The sequence below is a fragment of the Granulicella sp. L46 genome, assembly GCF_009765785.1.
Classification (GTDB): Bacteria; Acidobacteriota; Terriglobia; order Terriglobales; family Acidobacteriaceae; genus Granulicella.
Map to the genome: position 1 here is coordinate 144,226 of NZ_LMUT01000007.1, position 19,579 is coordinate 163,804.

Here is a 19,579-nt window from a genome sequence, read left to right on the forward strand (position 1 = left end):
ATGGGATGGATATACGCATTCAGGACGTGCAGAGCCGGGTACAGACAACAGATTCGCAGCGTCTGCTCGACCCGCGAGTCATGAAGGAGATCGTTCGTGCTTGTGTGCAAGCCGTCAAGGAAGACCTGGCACGCGACAAGCGCCGCAAGCAGGACCGCGAACTTACCCCCGGCGTAGCGCCGGACCGCGAATAAAGACGAAGGGAGGAACCATCGATGGGCGCAACGCTAAAAGCACAATTCCAGAGAGTTGATATCGACGGGTCACTCCTCGATCCCGTCATCCCTGTGACATTTAACCCAACGGAGTACACCCTGAACAAGGGCGTGCAGGTCGCGGAGATCGCGATTCCCGGCCTGGACTCGCCGATTCTGCAGTTCGTGCGCGGGCAATCGGAGACCCTCACCCTGGATCTATTCTTTGACTCGACCGACTCCGGCATGGACGAGAGCGCGACGTCAGTCACGGAGCAAACCGACCAGTTCTATCAGCTCATCAAGATCGACGGGACGGTGCACGCGCCTCCGGTGGTGTTTTTCAGCTGGGGCCCGGAGTTCCCCGGAAACCGTGCCTACGCTTCGATGAGCGACGGCACCGGCAGCCAGCAGCGCTTCGGCTTCAAATGCATTGTCGAGAGCGTGCGCCAGCGTTACACGCTCTTCAGTCCCTTGGGCGTTCCGCTGCGGGCCACGCTTTCGGTTTCGCTCAAGGAATACAAAACGCTTTCCGAGCAGCTCGCAGAACTAAATCTGCAATCGCCAGATCACACGCAGTCGCACGTGGTGCAGCAGGGCGAGACCTTGGCCCAGATCGCGGCAGACGCTTACAACGATCCAACCCAGTGGAGATCTATCGCGAATCAAAACGCGATTCTTGATCCACTCAACCTGACGCCGGGAACGCTCTTGCAGATTCCCGTGCTGGTGAACACCTAACCCATGGCATCGCAGGCAATCCCGATCTACGCGACCACGGAGACGTTCTACGTCCCCACGGTGCAGCTCGTCGTGCGCGGCCAGCCCTTGGGCGCTGAGGTGATCCGCGACCTGATCGAGGTCACCTACAAGGACAACGTCAACGAGATCGACAACTTCAGCATAGAGATCAACAACTGGGATGCAGACTACCAGACGTTCAAGTTCGCACCGCCTCTCAAGACCGCGGACCAGGACTTCACAGGCATCTTCGATGCCGGAACAGAAATCGAGCTGTGGATGGGCTATCAGAATCAGGGCAACATGCGGCGCATGATGGTGGGCATCATCACCTCACTGGAGCCGAACTTTACAGAATCGGGCGCACCCACGCTGACCATCAGCGGCTTGAATGAGATTCAACAACTCCGCGGTGAGCAACATACCTACTCGTGGACCAACACCAGCGACAGCGACATTGCGACCGAACTCGGCAACAAGCCAGTTCAGCAAGGTCAGCCGGGGCTAGGCATTCCAGTCGACACCAACCCCGCGTCTGACGAAAGTGCTGATCCCTTCGTCTTCATGAACAATCAGTACGACATCGTGTTCCTGCTGGAGCGGGCGCGGCGACACGGGTACGAGATGTACCTCGAAGACAATCCCGAGACCGGCAAGAAGTCACTCTATTTCGGACTCTCGCAGAGCAACGGCAACGCACCCGTTTATCAGCTCGAGTGGGGACGCTCGCTCATCAGTTTCAAGCCGACTCTGAGTACGGCCAAGCAGGTAAATCAAGTAACGGTGCGCGGCTGGGATCGCACGGGCAATCAGAAGATTGAAGTGAATTACACGCTGCAGAACTTGTGGAAAGACCAGGGCAAGTCGCAGGCCGAGATCACGCGCCTCGGCCAAATCGCCAAGGCCTATGCGAACCGGACGGAAGTGGTGACCAAGCCACCGGTTCGCACAGTGGCTGAGGCCAAGCAACTGGCGCGCGCCACACTCGAAGACCAGAGCAAGCGTCTGATTGAAGCCACAGGCGCCACGTTGGGCCTGCCTGATTTGCGGGCTGGTTGCGCGCTGGAAATCATCGGATTCGGTATTCAAACGGATGCGGATGGAAACCTGAGCGGGACCAGCAGCGATTTCGACGGCGAGTACTACGTCACGGAAAGCACGCACACCATCGGGTCCGGCGGCTATCGTACTCAATTCTCGGCACGGCGCGAAGGGCCGGTAAGCCTGCCAGGGGGAGGATCATAGGCATGGGCAAGATGTCAGGCGTAGTGACAGGCCAGGTCATCAACAACGTCGACCCTGACGGCCAGGGCCGCGTGCAGGTGAGCTTTCCATTTCTCGGCGGCCAGAACAGCAGCTACTGGGCGCCGATTGCGACGCTCATGTCCGGCGGCAAACGCGGCGCCTGGTTCATGCCGGAGGTCGGCGATGAGGTCCTGGTTTCGTTCAACCAGGAAGACGTTTCGCATCCCTACATCATCGGTTTTCTGTGGAATGGGCAGGACACGCCGCCGTCAACCGACACGCATCTGCGCACCATCCACTCGGTGAACGGGCATGAGGTGCAACTATACGATCCTCCTGTATCGGGCGGTGATCAGGGCTACATCCGCCTCCAGTACGCGCGGGGCGATGGATCTACCAACAAGGTAGAGATCAACAACACTTCGATTGTGATTCAGAGCGATTCGGCGGTCGTGATCCAGGCCCCCACCGTCACCATCAACGGCAGGCCAGTATCGATTTCGGCAAATCCGATCTAACGACAAACGGAATAGGGCAGAACGAAGGAGACAAGTTTGGCGACGGCAACTCAAAATCCGTGCAGCAGTCTGGGAAGCATTTCGATCCCCAGCGTCAACTTGCTGATGGGCATTCAACTGCAAGCGATTGCGGACTTTTCCCAGGGGCCGCCAACAAACTGCGCGCTGTTGACAAGCCTGATGGTGCAGCTGACGCCGACGCTTGCAGGGTTTACCTGCATCTTCAAGCTGCTTGCTGTCGTAGGTGCGCTGCAACAGGCACTCGGCGGACTTACCAAAGTCCCGCCGGACTTTTCAGGTATTCCCAAAGTGCTGTCGGCCATTGGCGAAATGACCGAGTGCCTCGATATTCTCATTCCTCCCCTTGGACTCTTCTTGATGATCAAGGACATATTGCTGCTGATCATCGAATACCTCAAATGCTTTCTCGACGCGATCAAGAGCATCATCGATTTTCAGGTAGGCATTGACTTGAGCGTCGCGCAGGGCAACCCGGATCTGCTCGCATCGCTGCAATGCGCCAGCGGGAATGCGGACGCGGCCATGGCGCAACTCATGCTGGCGGTCGGGCCGATCGGGCCGCTTTTTAGCTTGGTTCAGACGTTCATCGGCTTCGCCGGACTATCGATCCAACTGCCATCGCTTTCCGCCATTACCGGCGCAAGCAATGTAGTTGAGGCCGTCAACCAGATGGACGCAATGCTCGCCGAAATGCAGCAAATTGTTGCTGCGATCCCCGGATAGACCTTGGACACAGGAGACTGATGAGCACTTCTCTCAACAGATCGTATCTCGGAACAGGATGGAAGTTTCCTGTGCGCGTGAATCCGGCCGGCAATCTGTCCTGGTCGGTGGGCGAGCAAAGCGTGCAGGAGGCGATCTGGATTATCCTGGGCACCGCTCTGGGCGAACGCCAGATGCTGCCCATGTTCGGCTGCGGGATTCACGATTTAGTGTTCGCGCCTAACAACGCCACGACGCAGACGAACGTATCGCACTTGGTGAAGCAGGCTTTGTCGCAGGGCGAACCGCGCATCGACGTTCTGGACGTGAACGTGAGTGCGGCGCCGGACCAGGCCAATATGCTGTTGATCCGCGTCGACTACCGGATTCGTTCCAACAACGCGATGAACAACATGGTCTATCCCTTCTACATCACCGAAGGGACCGGAGGTTAAGCGATGCCGCTTACTGCACCCAATCTCGACGACATGCAGTACTCCGACATCGTGTCGCAGGCGCAGACGCTGATTCCGCGCTACACGCCGGAGTGGACGAACTTCAACAACAGCGATCCCGGCATGACGCTGGTGCAGTTGTTTGCATGGATGACCGAGATCGTCATCTACCGCCTCAATCAGGTTCCCGACCTGAACTACATCAAGTTTCTGCAGTTGATCGGTATCGAACTGGAAGCGGCGCAGCCTGCGGTCGCGAACCTGACCTTCAGCCTTTCGAGGCCCGATCTGTCGTACGCGATCGTCCCGCAGGGAACGCAGGTGGCCGCCAGCGGTTCGAGCGGCGGGCAGCCCATCATTTTTGAACTCGACACTTCGCTGGTGGTCATTGGTCCGGCCATCACCGCGCTCCAAAGTTATGACGGCTTCAGTTACAGTAATGCGCTCAATCAGAACAACAACCCCGGGCAATCCTTTTATCCGTTTGGCCAGAATCCGCAGCCGGGATCGGCGCTGCTGTTCGGATTCAGTACCGCCGTTGCATTTCCCGTGCAACAGATCGATCTCGCGGTCACTCTGTTTGACAACCCGCTTACGCCGCAGGTCATGCAATGCGGCGGGGCGCTGCCTCCGCCGGCGACGGTCATTTGGGAGTACTGGGATGGAGTTGAGTGGGCGGCGATCAACATGATCAGCGACGGCACGCGAGCCTTCACGCAGAACGGGCATGTTCTGTTCAACGGTCCGAGCCTCATCCAGGCGGGTTTGATTCCGCAACAGACCGTGAGTCGCTACTGGATCCGCGCACGCCTTGCAGCGACGAGTTACGAAATGCCGCCGCAGCTTGCGTCGATACTCACCAACACCGCGCAGGCGACGCAGGCTGTCACAAGCACGGATGAGGTGATGGGCGGCAGCGATGGCACTCCCCGCCAGACGTTCACTCTGGCGAACAATCCAGTCTGCCAACTTCCGCAGCCGCTCTCCATTACGAATTCCGACGGGACGCAGGTAACGGTGACGAGCCTTCAACTGACCGTGGACGAAGGCCAGGGACCGATGGTGTGGCAGCAGGTGGACGATTTCTTCGCCTCCGGTGCCGACGATGCAAATTACATGCTCGACGCGACCACCGGAGTGGTGACATTCGGCGATGGCATACACGGGCGCATCCCGGGTGTGAATCTGGCGAGCCCCACCGATAACATCATTGCGGCCAGTTATCGCTACGGTGGCGGAAGTCAGGGCAACCTTCCCGCGGGCAGCATAACGCAGATGCAGAGCTACGTTCCGTCGATCAATGCGGTGACGAATTATGCGGCCTCGCAGGGTGGCACCGACGAAGAGAGCCTCGCGGACGCGCAGTTACGCGCACCGCTGGCGCTGCAGAGCAACGACCGCGCTGTAACCAACAGTGACTTTGAGTACATGGCAACGCAGGCGCCCGGCGCGAACGTGGTGCGTGCCAACGCGCTGCCGCTCTACCATCCCGATTTTCCGAACGGCCAGGTTCCCGGCGTGGTGACGGTGGTGGTGGTTCCAAACTCCAATGCTCCGAATCCCACCCCGAACCAGACCACGCTGCAGGCGGTCTGTCAGTATCTGGACGCCCACCGTCTGCTGACGACGGAGGTTTTTGTCATCGGTCCTACGTATCGCATGATCCAGGTGTTGGCGAGCCTGGTGGTGCAGCCCGGATCCGATCTCGCTACCGTGCAGAATGCGGCGGTGGCTGCGCTGAACAACTTCTTCAGCCCGCTGACCGGCGGCAACAACGGAACCGGCTGGCCGTTCGGCGGCGAAATTTACTACTCCGACGTTTACCGCATACTGCTCGGCATCGGTGGCGTGCAGCGTGTAGTGAGCGATCAACTTATTCTCGTTCTCGATAACCAACGGCAACAACTCTGCCAGGATGTTCCCATCAATCCTGGCGAACTACTCTACAACGCTCCGGCAGGCCACCAGATTTCGGTGTCTTACAGCACCAGTACTTCGTAAACCAATATGAGCGCAACACAGCCTTTTTACCTGATGAACGGCATTGCCGGCTGGCAGTCGGCGGCGAGCACAAACATCGCAGGCGCGATGAACGGAGGCTCGCTCTCTCTACAGCCGTTGCCCGGCTCTGTGCGTCCGCTCGTCGACTCCGCTGGCAGCTTTGGTGGATTGCAATCCGCCATCGGCGTGGCCCTCGATCGCGAAGACGATGTGTACATCCTCGATGCCGGCAAGTGTGAGATCAAGCGGTTCGACCGCTGCATACAGAAGTTCGTTCGCCTGCACTGCGTGGGCGGTCAGGGAACGGAGCCGCGTCAACTCAGCGATCCGCACGGTATTGCGATTTCGCGGTGCGGCAACTTGTATGTCGCCGACACTGGAAATTACCGCGTGCAGGTATTCTCCTTGCCCGATCTCGCGCTGCGCTCTATCTGGGGGCCTGTCACGGTGGCGCAGATCGCAGACGGCTACTCGATCACGTCGGCTGTGGCAAAGCAAGAAGCGCCGACTCAAGGATGCCCTCCGCACATGGAATATCCGCAAGGCACCTGGCAGCCGTGGGACGTAGCCGTCGCACCCGACGGTTCGATCTGCGTCTCCGATTTCGCCAACGGTCTGATTCACTACTTCGACGCTGCGGGCTGCTGGTGCTTCGCTTCGAACGGAGCAGGCGCGGGGCAGGCGGCACTTCAGCAGCCCACGCGCATAGCCATCGACAAGAAGGGCCGAGTCTACGTGATTCAACAGGGCGCGAACTACGTGGTGGTGCTCGACGCCGCGGGCAAATTCCTCCAAAGCGTCCAGCAGCCGCAGCAGTTGGCCGGCGACTTCAGGCCAGTCGCGGTCGCGGTGGACCTCAACGGCAATCTATGCCTCAGCGATTGCGTCACGCGCAAGCTCTTCTTCTATCAGCCGGTCAGCGACGGCAGCTGGTGTCCCACGCGCTGCTGCGGGTCCGCGCAGGCCTTCGCGTCTGCGATCGAATTCACGAGCAGTGGAGTCCCCATCCTCGCCGACGGTGCTCAAACCGTCTGCCAGATGGAACCCGCAGCGGCTTATCCCACGAACGGCACATTCATCGCGGGGCCACTAGACAGCAAAACCTACAAATGCGTCTGGCATCGCGTTGTGCTTTCGGGGTATGTGCCTCAGGGCGCGGCGGTCCGCGTGGACACCTTCACCTCGGAGTCATCCAAATCAACTGCTGAGATTGAGAGCCTGCCCGAAAGCCGTTGGGCAACAGGCATCGTGGATGCGGATACGACCTGCTGCGAATGGGATTGCATGGTTCTGAGTACGTCTGGCCGCTATCTCTGGCTGCGCCTCACGCTCACCGGGGCCGGCATCCAGACGCCGCAGATCGATGAGATCCGCATTTACTATCCGCGCTCATCTTCGCTGAAGTATTTGCCCCCGGTGTACAGCGTCGATCCGGTGAGCGAGGATTTTCTGAGCAGGTTTCTCTCCATCTTCGACACAATGGCCGGCCGGATTTCGGATCGGATCACCTATATCGCGCGCTACTTCGATCCCTGCTCGACGCCGGCGAACCCGAGGAATGTGGGAGGTACCGATTTCCTTTCCTACCTGGGCTCATGGATCGGTATGACGCTCGAAAGCAATTGGTCGGTGGAGCGGCGCCGCGAACTGGTACGCAAGGCACATCGTCTCTATGCGCTGCGCGGCACGGCAGCCGGTGTCAAGTTGGCAGTGGAGCTCTATACCGGGGTGAAGCCGTCGATCCTGGAAATGTTTCGTCTGCGGCGCTGGCTGATCGTGGGCCAGTCGACGCTCGGCAACTGCTCTGAACTTTTCGGATCCGCAATCATGAGCCGGCTTCAAATCGGCGCGAACTCAACCATCGGACAATTTCAGCTCATCGATTGGGGTGATCCGAATCTGGATCTCTTTAACAAATATGCGAATCAGTTTCTGGTCGTGGTCCCCCGCTGGTCGGGAGCAAGCGAAGCGGATCTCACCAATCTTAAACAGATTGTCCAAATGGCGCAGCCGGCGCACACCGAAGCCACAATCGAATGGGCCGAGCCGCGCTTTCGCATCGGCATTCAGTCCTTTGTCGGCGTAGACACCATCATCGCGCAATATCCAGTAGGCGTGGTGGAAGGCCAGGGGACTTTGGGCTACGACACGGTACTGGGCGTTCCCGGCGAACAAGGCGTGCAGCGCGCAATTCGAGTAGGTCGCAATGCAACATTGGGAACAACCTTGGTCCTGAATTGAGAAAGCGAGACTGAGCTATGGGCAACTGCAACTGCAAGAACACAACAACGGTAGGCGGTGTTTGCGTCGAGTGCGATATTCCGCAAATGGCGCGCAACAACTACTTCACGGGAAAGCTGCTGGTGGAGCGCGACTTCACCGACGAGCAGCGCTACTACCTCGGCAAGTTCCGCCGGCACGATCAGCGGCTGCACGGGTGGGGCGCGGTGTGCGGGCTCAAAGTCAAGGAGCATCCGAACCCGGCTTGCCAGGCGCAGTACGTGGTCATTGAGCCGGGTACCGCGGTGGATTGCTGCGGTCGCGAGATCGTTGTCCAGCACGAGGAGTACTTCGACTTCGTGCAACAGTTCCTTAACAACTGGCGTGTCCAGAACGGCCCTTCGTCACAGCCGGACACGGCGGAGCACACCCTCCAGATCTGCGTGAACTACAGCGAATGCGCTGCCGAGAACGTGCCCTCAGTGTTCGACGATTGCGGCAGCGGCGGCGATTCGTGCCGCCCGAATCGCATCGTAGACGGCTATTCCTTCGACGTGCTCATCGATCCCAAGCCCTCCCCGCAATATTCCGGTGGCGCGATCGTAAAGTGGGATGGCACGATCCACGCGGCAAATCCCGTTGCCGTCGCGTTGAGCGAGTTGAGCGCTTCGAAGAGTACCGTCTATGTGCTCAGCAATCCATCGTCGGGCGCGGTACTTTATGCCGTCGACGCAATCACCGGTTCGTTTCTCAATTCGTATTCGCTGGGCGGCGATGCGGCTCTGGATGTGGCCGTTTCTCCGGAAGGGGACTTCGTATACGTCGCCACGCAGCCGCCGACTGTTGGCTCGGACCCGCAGCCCGCACCGACCATCGCGGTGATCAAGTCAGACTTCAGCGGGGCGGTCAGTACGCTCACGGTCACCAACGGAGCAGGTCAGCCTGTGCGGCTCGCCGTCGCTCCGGCGCCCGACGACCGCCTTCTGGCGGTGAACTCCGCGGCCGGCGCGCTGATCTGGGCAACTGACATTACTACATCCAGCAGTCCGGCCGCTCCCACGTCGATCACCGTGGGCACGTCGCCCTCCGACGTCGTAGTAAGTTCGGACGGCACCTACGCGTACGTCGCCAACCCCGGCAGCAACAATGTAACTGCGGTGTTGCTCTCGAGCCTCGCCGGCACGGCGGTCGCCGTCGGCAGCGGCAGCGCGGCACCTGCGCGGCTGGCGGTGGCGAACACTTCGGCCGGCGATACGCTGGCCGTGCTGGACATAACGAACGACACGCTTTACTTCATTGGCTTCCGCCCCGATCCCGCGTCGGCCACCGCGCTCGGTAGCCCGGTCACCGGCTTTGCGAATCCGGCCAGCGGTGTGTCCATCGATGCCTCCGGACGTTGGGTCTACGTCGTCGAACAAGACTCAACCGGTCAAGGCTATGTGCAGACTGTCGACGAGCACGCCGTCGAACTCAGTCTGACCCCCATCCTCGGAGCTACAGTAAAGGCGGGAGTGAACGTAACGGGCCAAATCGTCCTGAGTGACGACGGCACGACACTGTACGTGCCCTATACCGGGAGCACTACGGGTGTGCTCGGCGCCGTGGCCGAGCTCAACGTATCCCAAACGGATTGCTCAGGAATCTTCGATCGCGCCATCGAATGCTGCCCCGACTGCTCGGATGGTAACTGCATCGTGCTGGCCACCATCACGGGGTACACGTATCAAAACGCGGTCACCACCAGCATGATTGATAATCTGACCGACCGTCACCTGCTGGTGAGTACAGAGCTGTTGACCGAGGCAGTGAAGTGCCTGATGTCGCAAACACCGACAGCAAGCGGGTCCGGACCGCAGGGACCTCCCGGGCCAACCGGGCCGGCCGGACCGCAGGGCGAAGCGGGCGCGCAGGGAATTCAGGGACCGCAGGGAACAGCAGGACCTACTGGTGAAACTGGGCCTGTCGGGCCGCAGGGTATCCCAGGTCAGACCGGTCCCGGATTGGAAACGGGCCTCACTCAGATCTCCCACCTGAGCTGGAAGCACGCCGAAACGCAAGCGGAGCGGACCGCCACGATCACTGGGGAAAACGAAGGAGAAGTGGTGATCGTCATCGGGATGAACGGCCCACTCGACAGCACAAAGACCATCGATCGACTGTTCGTCTTTCAACTGTGGGTGTGCGAGGTCGCGCCTACAGCGGTGCAGGCAAATGTGCAATGGACGCAGTTGGTGGGCAGCGCCGTGCTGGTCACTATCGTACCCACTGACATCAGTAGCTCCGGCCCGAAAGCCGGCTTGATTACGCACGCGACGAAATGGGTATCCGGATCGGCTGACCCACCGAACGGAATCGCCTACATCGTTGAGAAGGCGGGCGGCCAATTCAACCAGATCAAGATTCGGCTGCTAGGAGACTTCGTCATCGACGCGTCCAAGCGTGCGATCAGCGCCGAGTACGTGCGCGCCCAACTGCCCACGGGTGAGATTCCTGCAGGTGGTACTTACGGACTGGAAGGCGGAACCTTCGAGAGCTGGTTCACCACTAAAGACTGACGGGTAATGAGCATAGAAGGTGAACGGAGGAAGAAATGGCTACAACCAATCGACCGCAACAAGGAGTTTATACGGTTGCGTCCCGTGGTGTGAACACGGCGAGTAGCGTAACGACGAGGCAACCCGCCGCCACGCCCTGCTGCTGCCCGGTTTGCACAGGACTACAGTGTCTCGATCGCACGCGCTTCTTCTCCGGCCAGTTGCTCAGCGATGCGGACCTGACCAACGAGCAGTCGTACTGGCTGGCCAAGAGCCGTCTTCACAATCGCTACCTGAACGGCTGGGGCGTGGTGTGCGGCATGCAGGTGACCTGCGGCGCGTGCGCGGGCTGGGTGGTGGTGCAGCCAGGCTACGCCATCGACCCCTGCGGGAACGACATCATTGTTTGCGACGCGCAGAACTTCAACGTGGCGCAGGCCATCCAGCAATGCTGCGCACCTGCGGCTCAGGCGACGCCCAACTGCTCGCCGCTGCGCTATAACCCATCGCCCAGTTGCCAGGACACGACGCAGGAGTGGTGCATCACGATCCAATACCAGGAGCAGCCCTCGCGACTGGTCACGCCGCTCAGCAACTCGGCATCGCCCTCTTCGTGTTCATGCGGCTGCTCGAACGGCAACGGAACCTCCTCGTCCAAGTCCAAGAAATCGTCGTCGAACAACCTGACCACCAGCGGCTCCTGCCAAACGGCCACTGCTCCGACCCCGAGCGCCGTGGTGCCTGCCGGAGCCTGCGAAGCCACGCGCATCTTAGAGGGATTTACGCTGGGAGTCGTCCCGGCCTCGGAGGTGGAGGCAGAGCTCCTTGCGGGCAACCCCAATTCGCTCCTCTCGCAGCTCCAACTTTGCATCCTCGAACTAGCTTCACTGCTCGAGCGCGCGCCCGACCTCACTACGGTGCAGAATCCCTATCAAAGCGTCTGCAACTATCTGGCTCAAGTGACGCAGGCTCTCTCCGGCGCAACGAATATCACTTTGTGTGCCATCCTCAGCGAACTTGGGTTATTGCAGACACAGCTACAAGCAGGCAACGACCAGGGATCTTACGTTGGCATATTGGCAGCAATCAAAAAGCTACTCACCGATGCATTCCGAAACTGCGTCTGCTACGCTCTGATTCCGCCCTGCCCCCCACCCGCATGCGACAGCCGAATCGTGCTCGCCTGCTTCTCCATACGCAATGGAGAGGTAATCAACATCTGCCATTACCCGGGGCGCAAGCAGCTCATCACGCTGCAAACCCTCGGCTACTGGCTGGGTCCGTTGGGCCTGGACAACCTCGGCCTCGTGCTTGGCGAGCTATTCGAGCTGATTTGCTGCGGAACGGGGCAGACGACGAAGAGCCCGGTGAATTCCACCCGTGCCTACTACAACGAGTCAGTGACGACGGCCGGCGTTACCAGCGGCGCTGACTTCAACCGCATCGCTGCACATTACATCGCGCAGAATGTAGGTGCAAACGTGCTGAATGCGATTTCGCCCGACATGCGTGCTGTGGATCTGCGCACCCTGGTGAATAAGCCTACGGAAACGGTGAAAGAAACGTTGGGCCAGCAAGGCTTTAAGACTGTGACCACTCAGGCCGTGGACGACGATCCCGCATGGACCGCCGGCGCCGTTGCATCCAGCGCGCAGTTTGCGCCCGCTGCCGTATCTGCGGGGCAACCGCTCATCGTGTACACCATGGGCGACCAGGCTGTGGGCTTTGACGTAGTGGATCCCACAACCGCCAAGCTGCAGGATCTGCAGAGTCAAATTACGGCGCTGCAGAGCCAACTGGCCCAACAGCCGCAGGTACAGCAGCAAACGAATACGGCGGGACAGGCCGCGGCGCCGGCAACCAAGAAATCGAAGTAGGACCAGACCGCGGGAGGAAGCGCAACCATGGCGGACGTCACAGATGTCGAACGGCTGAACTATTACGAGGGCGAGTATCTTGGCGCGGTCGATTTCGAAGCCGAGCAGGAGTATCACCGCGACATGCGGCGCCGCCACAACATCGGTCCGCATACCTGGGGAATCGTGACCGGTCTCGACGTCGCACAATTTCTCAACGGCGGCACCAACAACGAAGTCGACGTCTTCATCCAGCCGGGAGTGGCCGTCGACGGGTTTGGCCGAGAAATCGTCGTCTTCAGCCCCTATCAACTTACCTCGGAAATGTTTGCCGATTTTCCCGCAAAGCAGACGCTTACCCTCTGGATTGGCTACTCGCAGCAGCTGATTAATCCCGACTCGGACACCTGCGCATCGGCCAGCCAGACCAATGCTTATAGTCGCGTGCAGGAAAGTTTTCAGATCGTCGTCCAGCCGTTTCCGCCCACCAGCGATCCTGTATACGTGGGCGGCAATGTGGTCGCCCCGCCGTCGGCTTCCACATGGACGCAACCCGCGACGCTCCCTCCGTTGCCCTCGACCGAAGGCGCGGTGGTGATCGCGTTGGACGACTCGGTTCCTTTCCAGGAACTGCCCGACGACAACACCACCGCGAACTGGCTCATACCCTTAGGCCAGATATTGTGGGATGGAACCAACCAGGTTTTTGTGCAGAGCGCGGACGGCACGGCAAACCAGAATCGACGGTACGCAGGAAGCGTGGCCTCGGCAATTTATGCGCCTGCCGGCATCCTTACCATTCAAGATCGCAACACGCTTTCCTCGGCGATCGCCGGCGGCGCTCCAACCAGCCCCGCAACCATCGCCGGCTACAACGCATCGGGAGGTGTCGTCACGCTCACCGTTTCCCCCGCGCTTGCGACCGCCTACACGGCTGGGCAGATCGTGATCTTCACCGGCTTCTCCTCAGGGCTAGCGGGGCTGAATGGCCGCGGCTATGCGGTCCTCAGCTCGCCTTCGCCGGGCACAAGCACCTTCGCAATCACGGCGACCTCGGTCAGCGGCGCCGGCACCGACACCGGAACGGCAACTCCCCAGCCTCTGGGAGTTGCCGTGGAAGTGCAGGGCACGCTCACAGTTGACGAGCAGTTGACCGCGCAGCAGGATGTCTGGCTGAACGGCGGAAATCTTTTTGCCCTGCGCTTCAAAGATGCCGGTGGCACCGACGCCGGCACAGCGCTTAACCTGCAACGCCTGGACGCAAGCTCGGGCGGCGCCGACCTGCATATTCATATCGGCGACGGTTCTAGCCCGCAGACAAAAATGCAGCAGCTGACCGTCGGCTACGGAACCGGCCTGCCGACCGCGGATACGAATGCATTCATCGTGGGCTGCGATGGCAACGCGCAGATTCCCCAAGGCTCGTTGACGTTCGCGACGCAAACGGCACAGGCCCTGAACCTCTTGGGAACCAATTACGGCATCGGCGCGCAGGCCGAAACTCTCTACTTCCGCTCCGGCTCGGATTTCGCCTGGTACCTGAACGGGCAGTACAGCCCCTCGCAGGACTCTCCCGGAATAGGCGGCAGCCTAAACATGCTCCTCGATTCATCAGGCGATTTGACGATCAACGGCGCGCTCGTAGTCGACAATGCCAACCTGAACAAGGGGCTTTCCTTTGGCAATGCGAGCGGTGAAGGGATTAACTCCCAACGCACTTCTGGAGTCAATCAAAACGGCCTCGATTTCTATACCGCATTCGACGTCCGCATGAGCATAGACCACAGCGGCAATGTGGGCATTGGCACCCAATCGCCTGGATCGTCCCTCGATGTGCGCGGCAACGTTGCCTCAAACTCAGTCTTCGGATTCAGCAATGTCCAGCAGTCGACCTCACCGTATGGAGTCTTCATATCGGCGCCAAGCAGCCAGACCATGGGGCTCTTTACCAACTTCAACCAGCAACTGACCATCAGCAGTTCGGGCGAGGTGGGCATCGGCACCACATCGCCGGGATCGGCCCTGGACGTTCGAGGCAACATAGCCACCAACTCAGTCTTCGGGTTCAGCACCGTCCAGCAGGCGACCTCGCCGTACGGAGTTTTCATCTCGGCGCCCACCAGCCAAACCATGGGCCTCTTCACCAACTCGAATCAGCAAATGACCATCAGCAGCTCCGGCAACGTAGGAATCGGAAACACAAATCCGCAGGCGCCCTTGCACATCGGCACATTCGGTCCCTTCATCTTCACGGGTGGCGGCGGATCCGCTACGTCCTATGCCTCCTCGGCCGTTGGCTTCAACATGTACCGCGGATCCGATAACAACTGGCACACCATAAACGATGGCGTCAATGGCGGCGGATGCGTGATCTACGGCAACACCGACGGGGATTTGTATGTGGCCCAGGTGCCGACTGCCGGGGCCACCACTCAAAGCCTCTCCGATGGCTCGCTTTATCCCAGCCACATTGTTTTTTCGATCGCGGCAGGCTCACCGGCGACGGTTACGGTTAACGGCAAGCTCAAGGTCACAGGATCCAAATCCGGGTATGTCGTCGACCGCTTCCTGAGCCGTACAAAAAAGCAATTCCAGCAGGGAGATGTGGTGGTGCTGCATGCGAAACCATCGCCGCTGTTTTATGGCGTCGAGAATCGCATTCCTCTGGTGGAGGTCACGCTGGCAACCAAGGCTGGCGATACACGCGTGTGCGGAGTCGTGGACGAGCCGGTTCTTTCCGCCGACGAGATTCTCGATCTCGATCAGAACTCTCTCGGCAAAGGCACTGTGGGCCTGATGGTCACGCTGGGCGCCTACGCGTACTGCAAAGTGGATGCCGACATCGCGCCCATCGCAGCGGGCGATTTGCTGACCACGAGTAGTACCGCGGGTCACGCCCAGCGCTTCGACCCGAAAATGGGCTCCGCCACCGGCTGCATCATCGGCAAGGCGTTAGCCTCTCTGGCAAAAGGCAAGGGCAAGATTCCTATTCTCATCTCGCACCAATAAGGAGAACCGCAATGAACGAACGACTCGCACAGCTCCGCGCAGAACTTGAAAAAGGCGAACACAAACTTCGTCTGATCGATCGCGAGCGCCAGGAAGTGCGCGACACCATGCTGCGCATTAGCGGTGCCATTCGCGTCCTCGAGGAATTGCTGGAAGAGAGCAGCCAACAATCCTCCGTGGCCGAAGGCCCATTCGCCCGCGTTGCCTGACCGGCCCATGACGCACGAATCGGCCATCACGATTGAGCGGCTGCGCAATGTGTATTGCGTTGCTCGGGATCATCCCGCGCCCGAAGATCTGCGCTCGCGGCTCGATTGTCTGGCGGAATCCGAGGTCATGGATTCATGCCGGCGCGCCCTCGCTGCGTTCGTAGACAATCGAGATCCCTCGATCTGGCTGATCTCTTCAATCGAAATCGATCTCGCCATCGACGCTGGCACGGCAACCGCCTCGCGCGGTGCGGCCGCCTGGGGCGAGCAGATCGCGCTCGAGATCGGCCGCGCGATAGAGCGCGGTCCCGGGGTTTCTGTGCTTCGTTTCGCAGACCGTCCCGCCTACATCGCACAGTGGGCGCGTGATATGGCCGCCGGGCAAGCCTGGGGCAAGTGGTACTACCGCGAATTCGATTCGCTGCGCAGCCTTGCGCAGAGCACAGCGATTGCCGAAGGAATCATTCGGGAAGGCGAAGAGGCCGTTCCTGTTCTGCTTCGTCTGCATTCCATGCAAGCTCTGGAGCCGGTGCTCGATGTTGTCTCCAACACAGACGCGCAGCGAGTGTGGGCCGCGGTATTTCCAACCTCGCGCGGCCGATGGAAGAATGTCGCTCGTTGGGCCTCTCGTCTCTTGGCGTTATTGCGCGGCTTTCCGTCGAACGTTCAAGCCAGCCCACCGCGCGCGGCTCTTCGTTTTGCAGTTGCGGCTCTGGCGGAGTGGCCGATCCAAGACACCCAAGAAACCGAGGGACTGCGCGAAGCAGTCGAGGGCCTACTAGAGCTTCGTCGCGTTCTCGGCGCCGCTGCTCCAGACATGGCGCAGCAGATTTTAGAGGCAGCGATTACGCAGTCACACGAGGAGGGAAACCCCCTGGTCGATGCGACGCTCAGCGAATTCATTCGACAAGTCTCGGGCGGAGATCCGAAGTGGGCAGCCTTCGCAGTGGAGGTGATAGCTCCGCACGGCGCCGCGCCCGGAGTAGCGGATGAAACCATCCTGAGCGAACTTGGAGGCATCTTCCTGCTCATCTCGGCTTTTCGTGACCTCGAGATCGACCTGGCCACGCTTGCCGCGGCACAGCGATGCGACGAACCCACGAAAGCCGCAGCGGTATTACGCCACCTGCTGGCCGTGCGCTGTCTTGGCCAAAGCCGCACCGCGCTCGCCATTCACGATCGCGCGGTCGCGGAGTTTTCCGGCATCCCGTCGGCTGTAACGCTCGCCGAAATGGCTGAAGCCCTGGCCGCGGCAGACGTGGATGCCGCACTGCGCATCGTCTCGGATGCGCTGATGGATCGCACTGGGGAGCGTCTTCGGGACGATTTGGCAGATCAACACCTCGACTACTTCGCCATTGGCGAGATTATTCCTGAATTGAAGCTCGATGCCGAATGTGAGCGCTCATGGTCGCGCCTGGCGACGAGTTTGCTGCGGGATTTCTGCCGGCGCTTGCCCGGCTTCGCTCGCAGCAGCCCCGAGTACATCTTCCAGAACTTTCTCGCAGGCACCAGCCAGTTGCGCGTGAGCGAAGATCGCATCGAAGTACGTCTTGCTCCATGCCCTCTTTCGATCGTGCTGCGCATCGCAGGCATGTACCAAAGCCTCGAAATGCCGTGGCGGAAGGGAGTCGAGATATGTCTGCAAGCGCCGCCGACCTAACGGCCCTCTCCGACGAGAATGGACCTCGGCCGTTCACAGAAGCCCGCGAACATATGCAGGCTGAGCTCGAGTGGCTGCGGCTGGTGCTGCATCGTGAGATTCTTCGCCTCAAGGCCGCCAACCTGCTATCGTCGGACCCGTTTCGCGGGCTCTATCTGGCCGACGAGCAGGTGGACGCAATCCTCAGCCAGTGGCATTCCGAGACAGGCGTCCCGCAGGGAGCGGCGCTGGCGGAAATGACGGAGCGGGCTGCGATGCAGCGCGCCAGGATCGACGCGCAGATCGCAGCATGCGCAGAAACCGATCGTTTGCCGCCGCTGTTGCGGTTGGCCCAGTTGTTTGATCTCACACCATTCGAATGCCATGTGCTCGTCGCGGCGTTGGCCGTCGAGTTGGACCTCCGCTTCGAAGTCTTATACTCGTGGGCGCGCAACGACGTCACGCGCAAGCGGCCGTCCGTCGACCTGGTACTGAAACTATTCTGCGACTCGAGCGAAGAACGGTTCAGCGCGCGAGAATCGTTGCGGCGCGAAAGCCCGCTCTTCCGCAATCAGCTATTGCGCACCAGCGAAGATCAGCAGGAGCGCGACAGCTCATTTCTTGCACGCTCTCTCTCGATCGACGAGCGCATTGCCGGTTTTATCCTCGATGAACGTGGCATCGACAAGCGTCTCGCTGGATTCACCTCCTGCTCTTTGCCGTCACGGCCGTTCACATCGCTGCACTTGCCTGAGGGTCTGGTGGCGCAACTGCAACGGGCGGCTAGTCTGACGGAAGGTGTAGTTCTTTTTCTTTCCGGGCCGGAGGGCGCAGGGAAGCGCTCCGCCGTCGAAGCGCTTTCGACCGCGGCCCACCGCTCGTTGCTTAGCGTAGATTCGCGCCAGCTCGCCCCGAGTACGATTCTGCCGGCGACGATCGTCTCCTTGCTGCAACGCGAAGCGATGCTTTGCGACGCCGATTTGCTGTTCGAGAACGCAGATGCCCTCGTGCAGGATCACTCTGGACCCGACGCGGCCGGCGTCGCGCTGGAACGGGTCGAACCCGCGCCCGGCGTCCGCATCTTTGTGGCTGGCAACGCACCCTGGCCGAGTCTAGGATCGAAGCAATGCGGCTGGTATGTTTTTGAGTTTCCAGTTCCGTGTTTCCTCGATCGCGTACAGCTTTGGGAGGACGCTCTCAATGCAACCGCAGTTCCGGTCGGCAGAACCATCGATCTTGAATTGTTGGCAAACCGTTTTGCGCTCACGGGAGGCGCCATTCATCGCGCCTGTGCCGATGCCGTGCGCAGCGCGATCGTCCGGGCTAGGCCGATCGCCGGATTGACGACGCGGGATTTTGAGGCGACGGCGCGCGCGCAGTCCAGCCACGGCCTGTGCCGGTTTGCGCAGAAGACCGACCGCGCCGCGCCGTGGGAAGCCCTGATTGTTCCACCGCACATCCTCCGCCAGTTGCGCGACATCTGTACCGCCGAACGGTATCGCCACAAGGTTTATTTCGAGTGGGGATTCGAACAGCAGTTAACCGCCGGCAAAGGACTCAACGTCCTGTTTGCGGGCGCCAGCGGTACTGGCAAGACCATGGCCGCCGGCATCCTGGCGCGAGAGTTGGGCCGCGATCTTTATCGTGTCGACCTCTCCATCGTGGTCAGCAAGTACATTGGCGAAACCGAAAAGCAGCTCAGTCTCATCTTTCGCGAAGCAAAGAGCTCCAACGCCATGCTCTTCTTCGACGAGGCCGACGCCTTGTTCGGAAAGCGTTCTGAAGTGAAGGACGCGCACGACCGTTACGCCAACGTAGAGATTGCCTATCTGCTCCAGAAGATGGAGGAGTACGAAGGAATCGTGATTCTGGCGACGAACTTGCGGCGCAATATGGACGAGGCCTTCAGCCGCCGCATGCATCACGTCGTTGAATTCCCCTTTCCGGACGCTGAGCATCGCGAGAAGATCTGGCGCAGTATTCTGCCGCCGGCCGCGCCCATCGCCGGCGATATCAACTTCGGTTTCCTGGCGCGCCAGTTCGAGCTGGCCGGGGGAAGCATTCGCAACATCGCACTGGCCGCGGCATTTCTCGCGGCCGAGGCAGGAACCCCGATCCTCATGGAGCACTGCATTATCTGCACAGCGATGGAACTGCAAAAGAGCGGCAAGCTCCCGTCGCGCTCGGAGTTCCGGGATTATTACGACTTGATCCGTTCGCGGGTGTAATTCA

Annotated in this window: 14 protein-coding genes; all 14 read left to right on the plus strand. The window is 60.2% G+C overall.

What is annotated here, in order from left to right:
• Nucleotides 1-5 precede the first annotated feature (5 nt).
• The 14 genes from GSQ80_RS05785 (at nt 6) to GSQ80_RS05850 (ending at nt 19,575) form a co-directional block, all read left to right on the plus strand.
• Entirely contained in the window at nt 6-194 is a 189-nt protein-coding gene (locus tag GSQ80_RS05785) for a hypothetical protein (protein ID WP_158786699.1), read from the plus strand.
• A gap of 21 nt (nt 195-215) precedes the next feature.
• Complete coding sequence (locus tag GSQ80_RS05790) at nt 216-935, plus strand: LysM peptidoglycan-binding domain-containing protein (RefSeq protein ID WP_158786700.1); 720 nt, start codon at nt 216-218, stop codon at nt 933-935.
• A 3-nt stretch (nt 936-938) separates the two neighbouring features.
• Nucleotides 939-2,180, plus strand: a complete 1,242-nt coding sequence (locus GSQ80_RS05795) for a phage late control D family protein (RefSeq protein ID WP_158786701.1) — start codon at nt 939-941, stop codon at nt 2,178-2,180.
• Nucleotides 2,181-2,182: 2 nt separating this feature from the next.
• Nucleotides 2,183-2,698 carry a phage baseplate assembly protein V gene (locus tag GSQ80_RS05800; protein WP_158786702.1) on the plus strand — a complete coding sequence of 172 codons (516 nt, stop codon included), beginning with the start codon at nt 2,183-2,185 and terminating at the stop codon, nt 2,696-2,698.
• Nucleotides 2,699-2,734: 36 nt separating this feature from the next.
• Complete coding sequence (locus tag GSQ80_RS05805) at nt 2,735-3,442, plus strand: hypothetical protein (RefSeq protein ID WP_158786703.1); 708 nt, start codon at nt 2,735-2,737, stop codon at nt 3,440-3,442.
• 20 nt (nt 3,443-3,462) lie between these two features.
• A complete protein-coding gene (locus GSQ80_RS05810) occupies nt 3,463-3,876 on the plus strand; it encodes a GPW/gp25 family protein (protein ID WP_158786704.1) in 414 nt (137 codons plus the stop codon).
• A gap of 3 nt (nt 3,877-3,879) precedes the next feature.
• Complete coding sequence (locus GSQ80_RS05815) at nt 3,880-5,877, plus strand: putative baseplate assembly protein (RefSeq protein WP_158786705.1); 1,998 nt, start codon at nt 3,880-3,882, stop codon at nt 5,875-5,877.
• Nucleotides 5,878-5,883: 6 nt separating this feature from the next.
• Entirely contained in the window at nt 5,884-8,118 is a 2,235-nt protein-coding gene (locus GSQ80_RS05820; protein ID WP_158786706.1) for a phage tail protein, read from the plus strand.
• Between the two features lie 86 nt (nt 8,119-8,204).
• A complete protein-coding gene (locus tag GSQ80_RS22980; RefSeq protein ID WP_216850152.1) occupies nt 8,205-10,652 on the plus strand; it encodes a YncE family protein in 2,448 nt (815 codons plus the stop codon).
• A 35-nt stretch (nt 10,653-10,687) separates the two neighbouring features.
• Nucleotides 10,688-12,508: a hypothetical protein gene (locus GSQ80_RS05830; RefSeq protein ID WP_158786707.1), complete on the plus strand. Its 1,821-nt coding sequence runs from the start codon at nt 10,688-10,690 to the stop codon at nt 12,506-12,508.
• A gap of 27 nt (nt 12,509-12,535) precedes the next feature.
• Complete coding sequence (locus tag GSQ80_RS05835) at nt 12,536-15,496, plus strand: hypothetical protein (protein WP_158786708.1); 2,961 nt, start codon at nt 12,536-12,538, stop codon at nt 15,494-15,496.
• A gap of 11 nt (nt 15,497-15,507) precedes the next feature.
• Nucleotides 15,508-15,705: a hypothetical protein gene (locus GSQ80_RS05840; protein WP_158786709.1), complete on the plus strand. Its 198-nt coding sequence runs from the start codon at nt 15,508-15,510 to the stop codon at nt 15,703-15,705.
• 49 nt (nt 15,706-15,754) lie between these two features.
• Complete coding sequence (locus tag GSQ80_RS05845; RefSeq protein ID WP_158786710.1) at nt 15,755-17,368, plus strand: hypothetical protein; 1,614 nt, start codon at nt 15,755-15,757, stop codon at nt 17,366-17,368.
• Entirely contained in the window at nt 17,344-19,575 is a 2,232-nt protein-coding gene (locus GSQ80_RS05850; protein WP_158786711.1) for an ATP-binding protein, read from the plus strand. Before GSQ80_RS05845 ends, GSQ80_RS05850 begins: the two co-directional genes overlap by 25 nt.
• The last annotated feature ends 4 nt before the right edge of the window (nt 19,576-19,579 follow it).

What these genes read in the sequence shown, in the direction of transcription:
- GSQ80_RS05785 (WP_158786699.1), top strand. Translation starts at nt 6, where the DNA reads ATGGATATACGCATTCAGGACGTGCAGAGCCGGGTACAGACAACAGAT.
- GSQ80_RS05790 (WP_158786700.1), top strand. Translation starts at nt 216, where the DNA reads ATGGGCGCAACGCTAAAAGCACAATTCCAGAGAGTTGATATCGACGGG.
- GSQ80_RS05795 (WP_158786701.1), top strand. Translation starts at nt 939, where the DNA reads ATGGCATCGCAGGCAATCCCGATCTACGCGACCACGGAGACGTTCTAC.
- GSQ80_RS05800 (WP_158786702.1), top strand. Translation starts at nt 2,183, where the DNA reads ATGGGCAAGATGTCAGGCGTAGTGACAGGCCAGGTCATCAACAACGTC.
- GSQ80_RS05810 (WP_158786704.1), top strand. Translation starts at nt 3,463, where the DNA reads ATGAGCACTTCTCTCAACAGATCGTATCTCGGAACAGGATGGAAGTTT.
- GSQ80_RS05815 (WP_158786705.1), top strand. Translation starts at nt 3,880, where the DNA reads ATGCCGCTTACTGCACCCAATCTCGACGACATGCAGTACTCCGACATC.
- GSQ80_RS05820 (WP_158786706.1), top strand. Translation starts at nt 5,884, where the DNA reads ATGAGCGCAACACAGCCTTTTTACCTGATGAACGGCATTGCCGGCTGG.
- GSQ80_RS22980 (WP_216850152.1), top strand. Translation starts at nt 8,205, where the DNA reads ATGGCGCGCAACAACTACTTCACGGGAAAGCTGCTGGTGGAGCGCGAC.
- GSQ80_RS05830 (WP_158786707.1), top strand. Translation starts at nt 10,688, where the DNA reads ATGGCTACAACCAATCGACCGCAACAAGGAGTTTATACGGTTGCGTCC.
- GSQ80_RS05835 (WP_158786708.1), top strand. Translation starts at nt 12,536, where the DNA reads ATGGCGGACGTCACAGATGTCGAACGGCTGAACTATTACGAGGGCGAG.
- GSQ80_RS05840 (WP_158786709.1), top strand. Translation starts at nt 15,508, where the DNA reads ATGAACGAACGACTCGCACAGCTCCGCGCAGAACTTGAAAAAGGCGAA.
- GSQ80_RS05850 (WP_158786711.1), top strand. Translation starts at nt 17,344, where the DNA reads ATGTCTGCAAGCGCCGCCGACCTAACGGCCCTCTCCGACGAGAATGGA.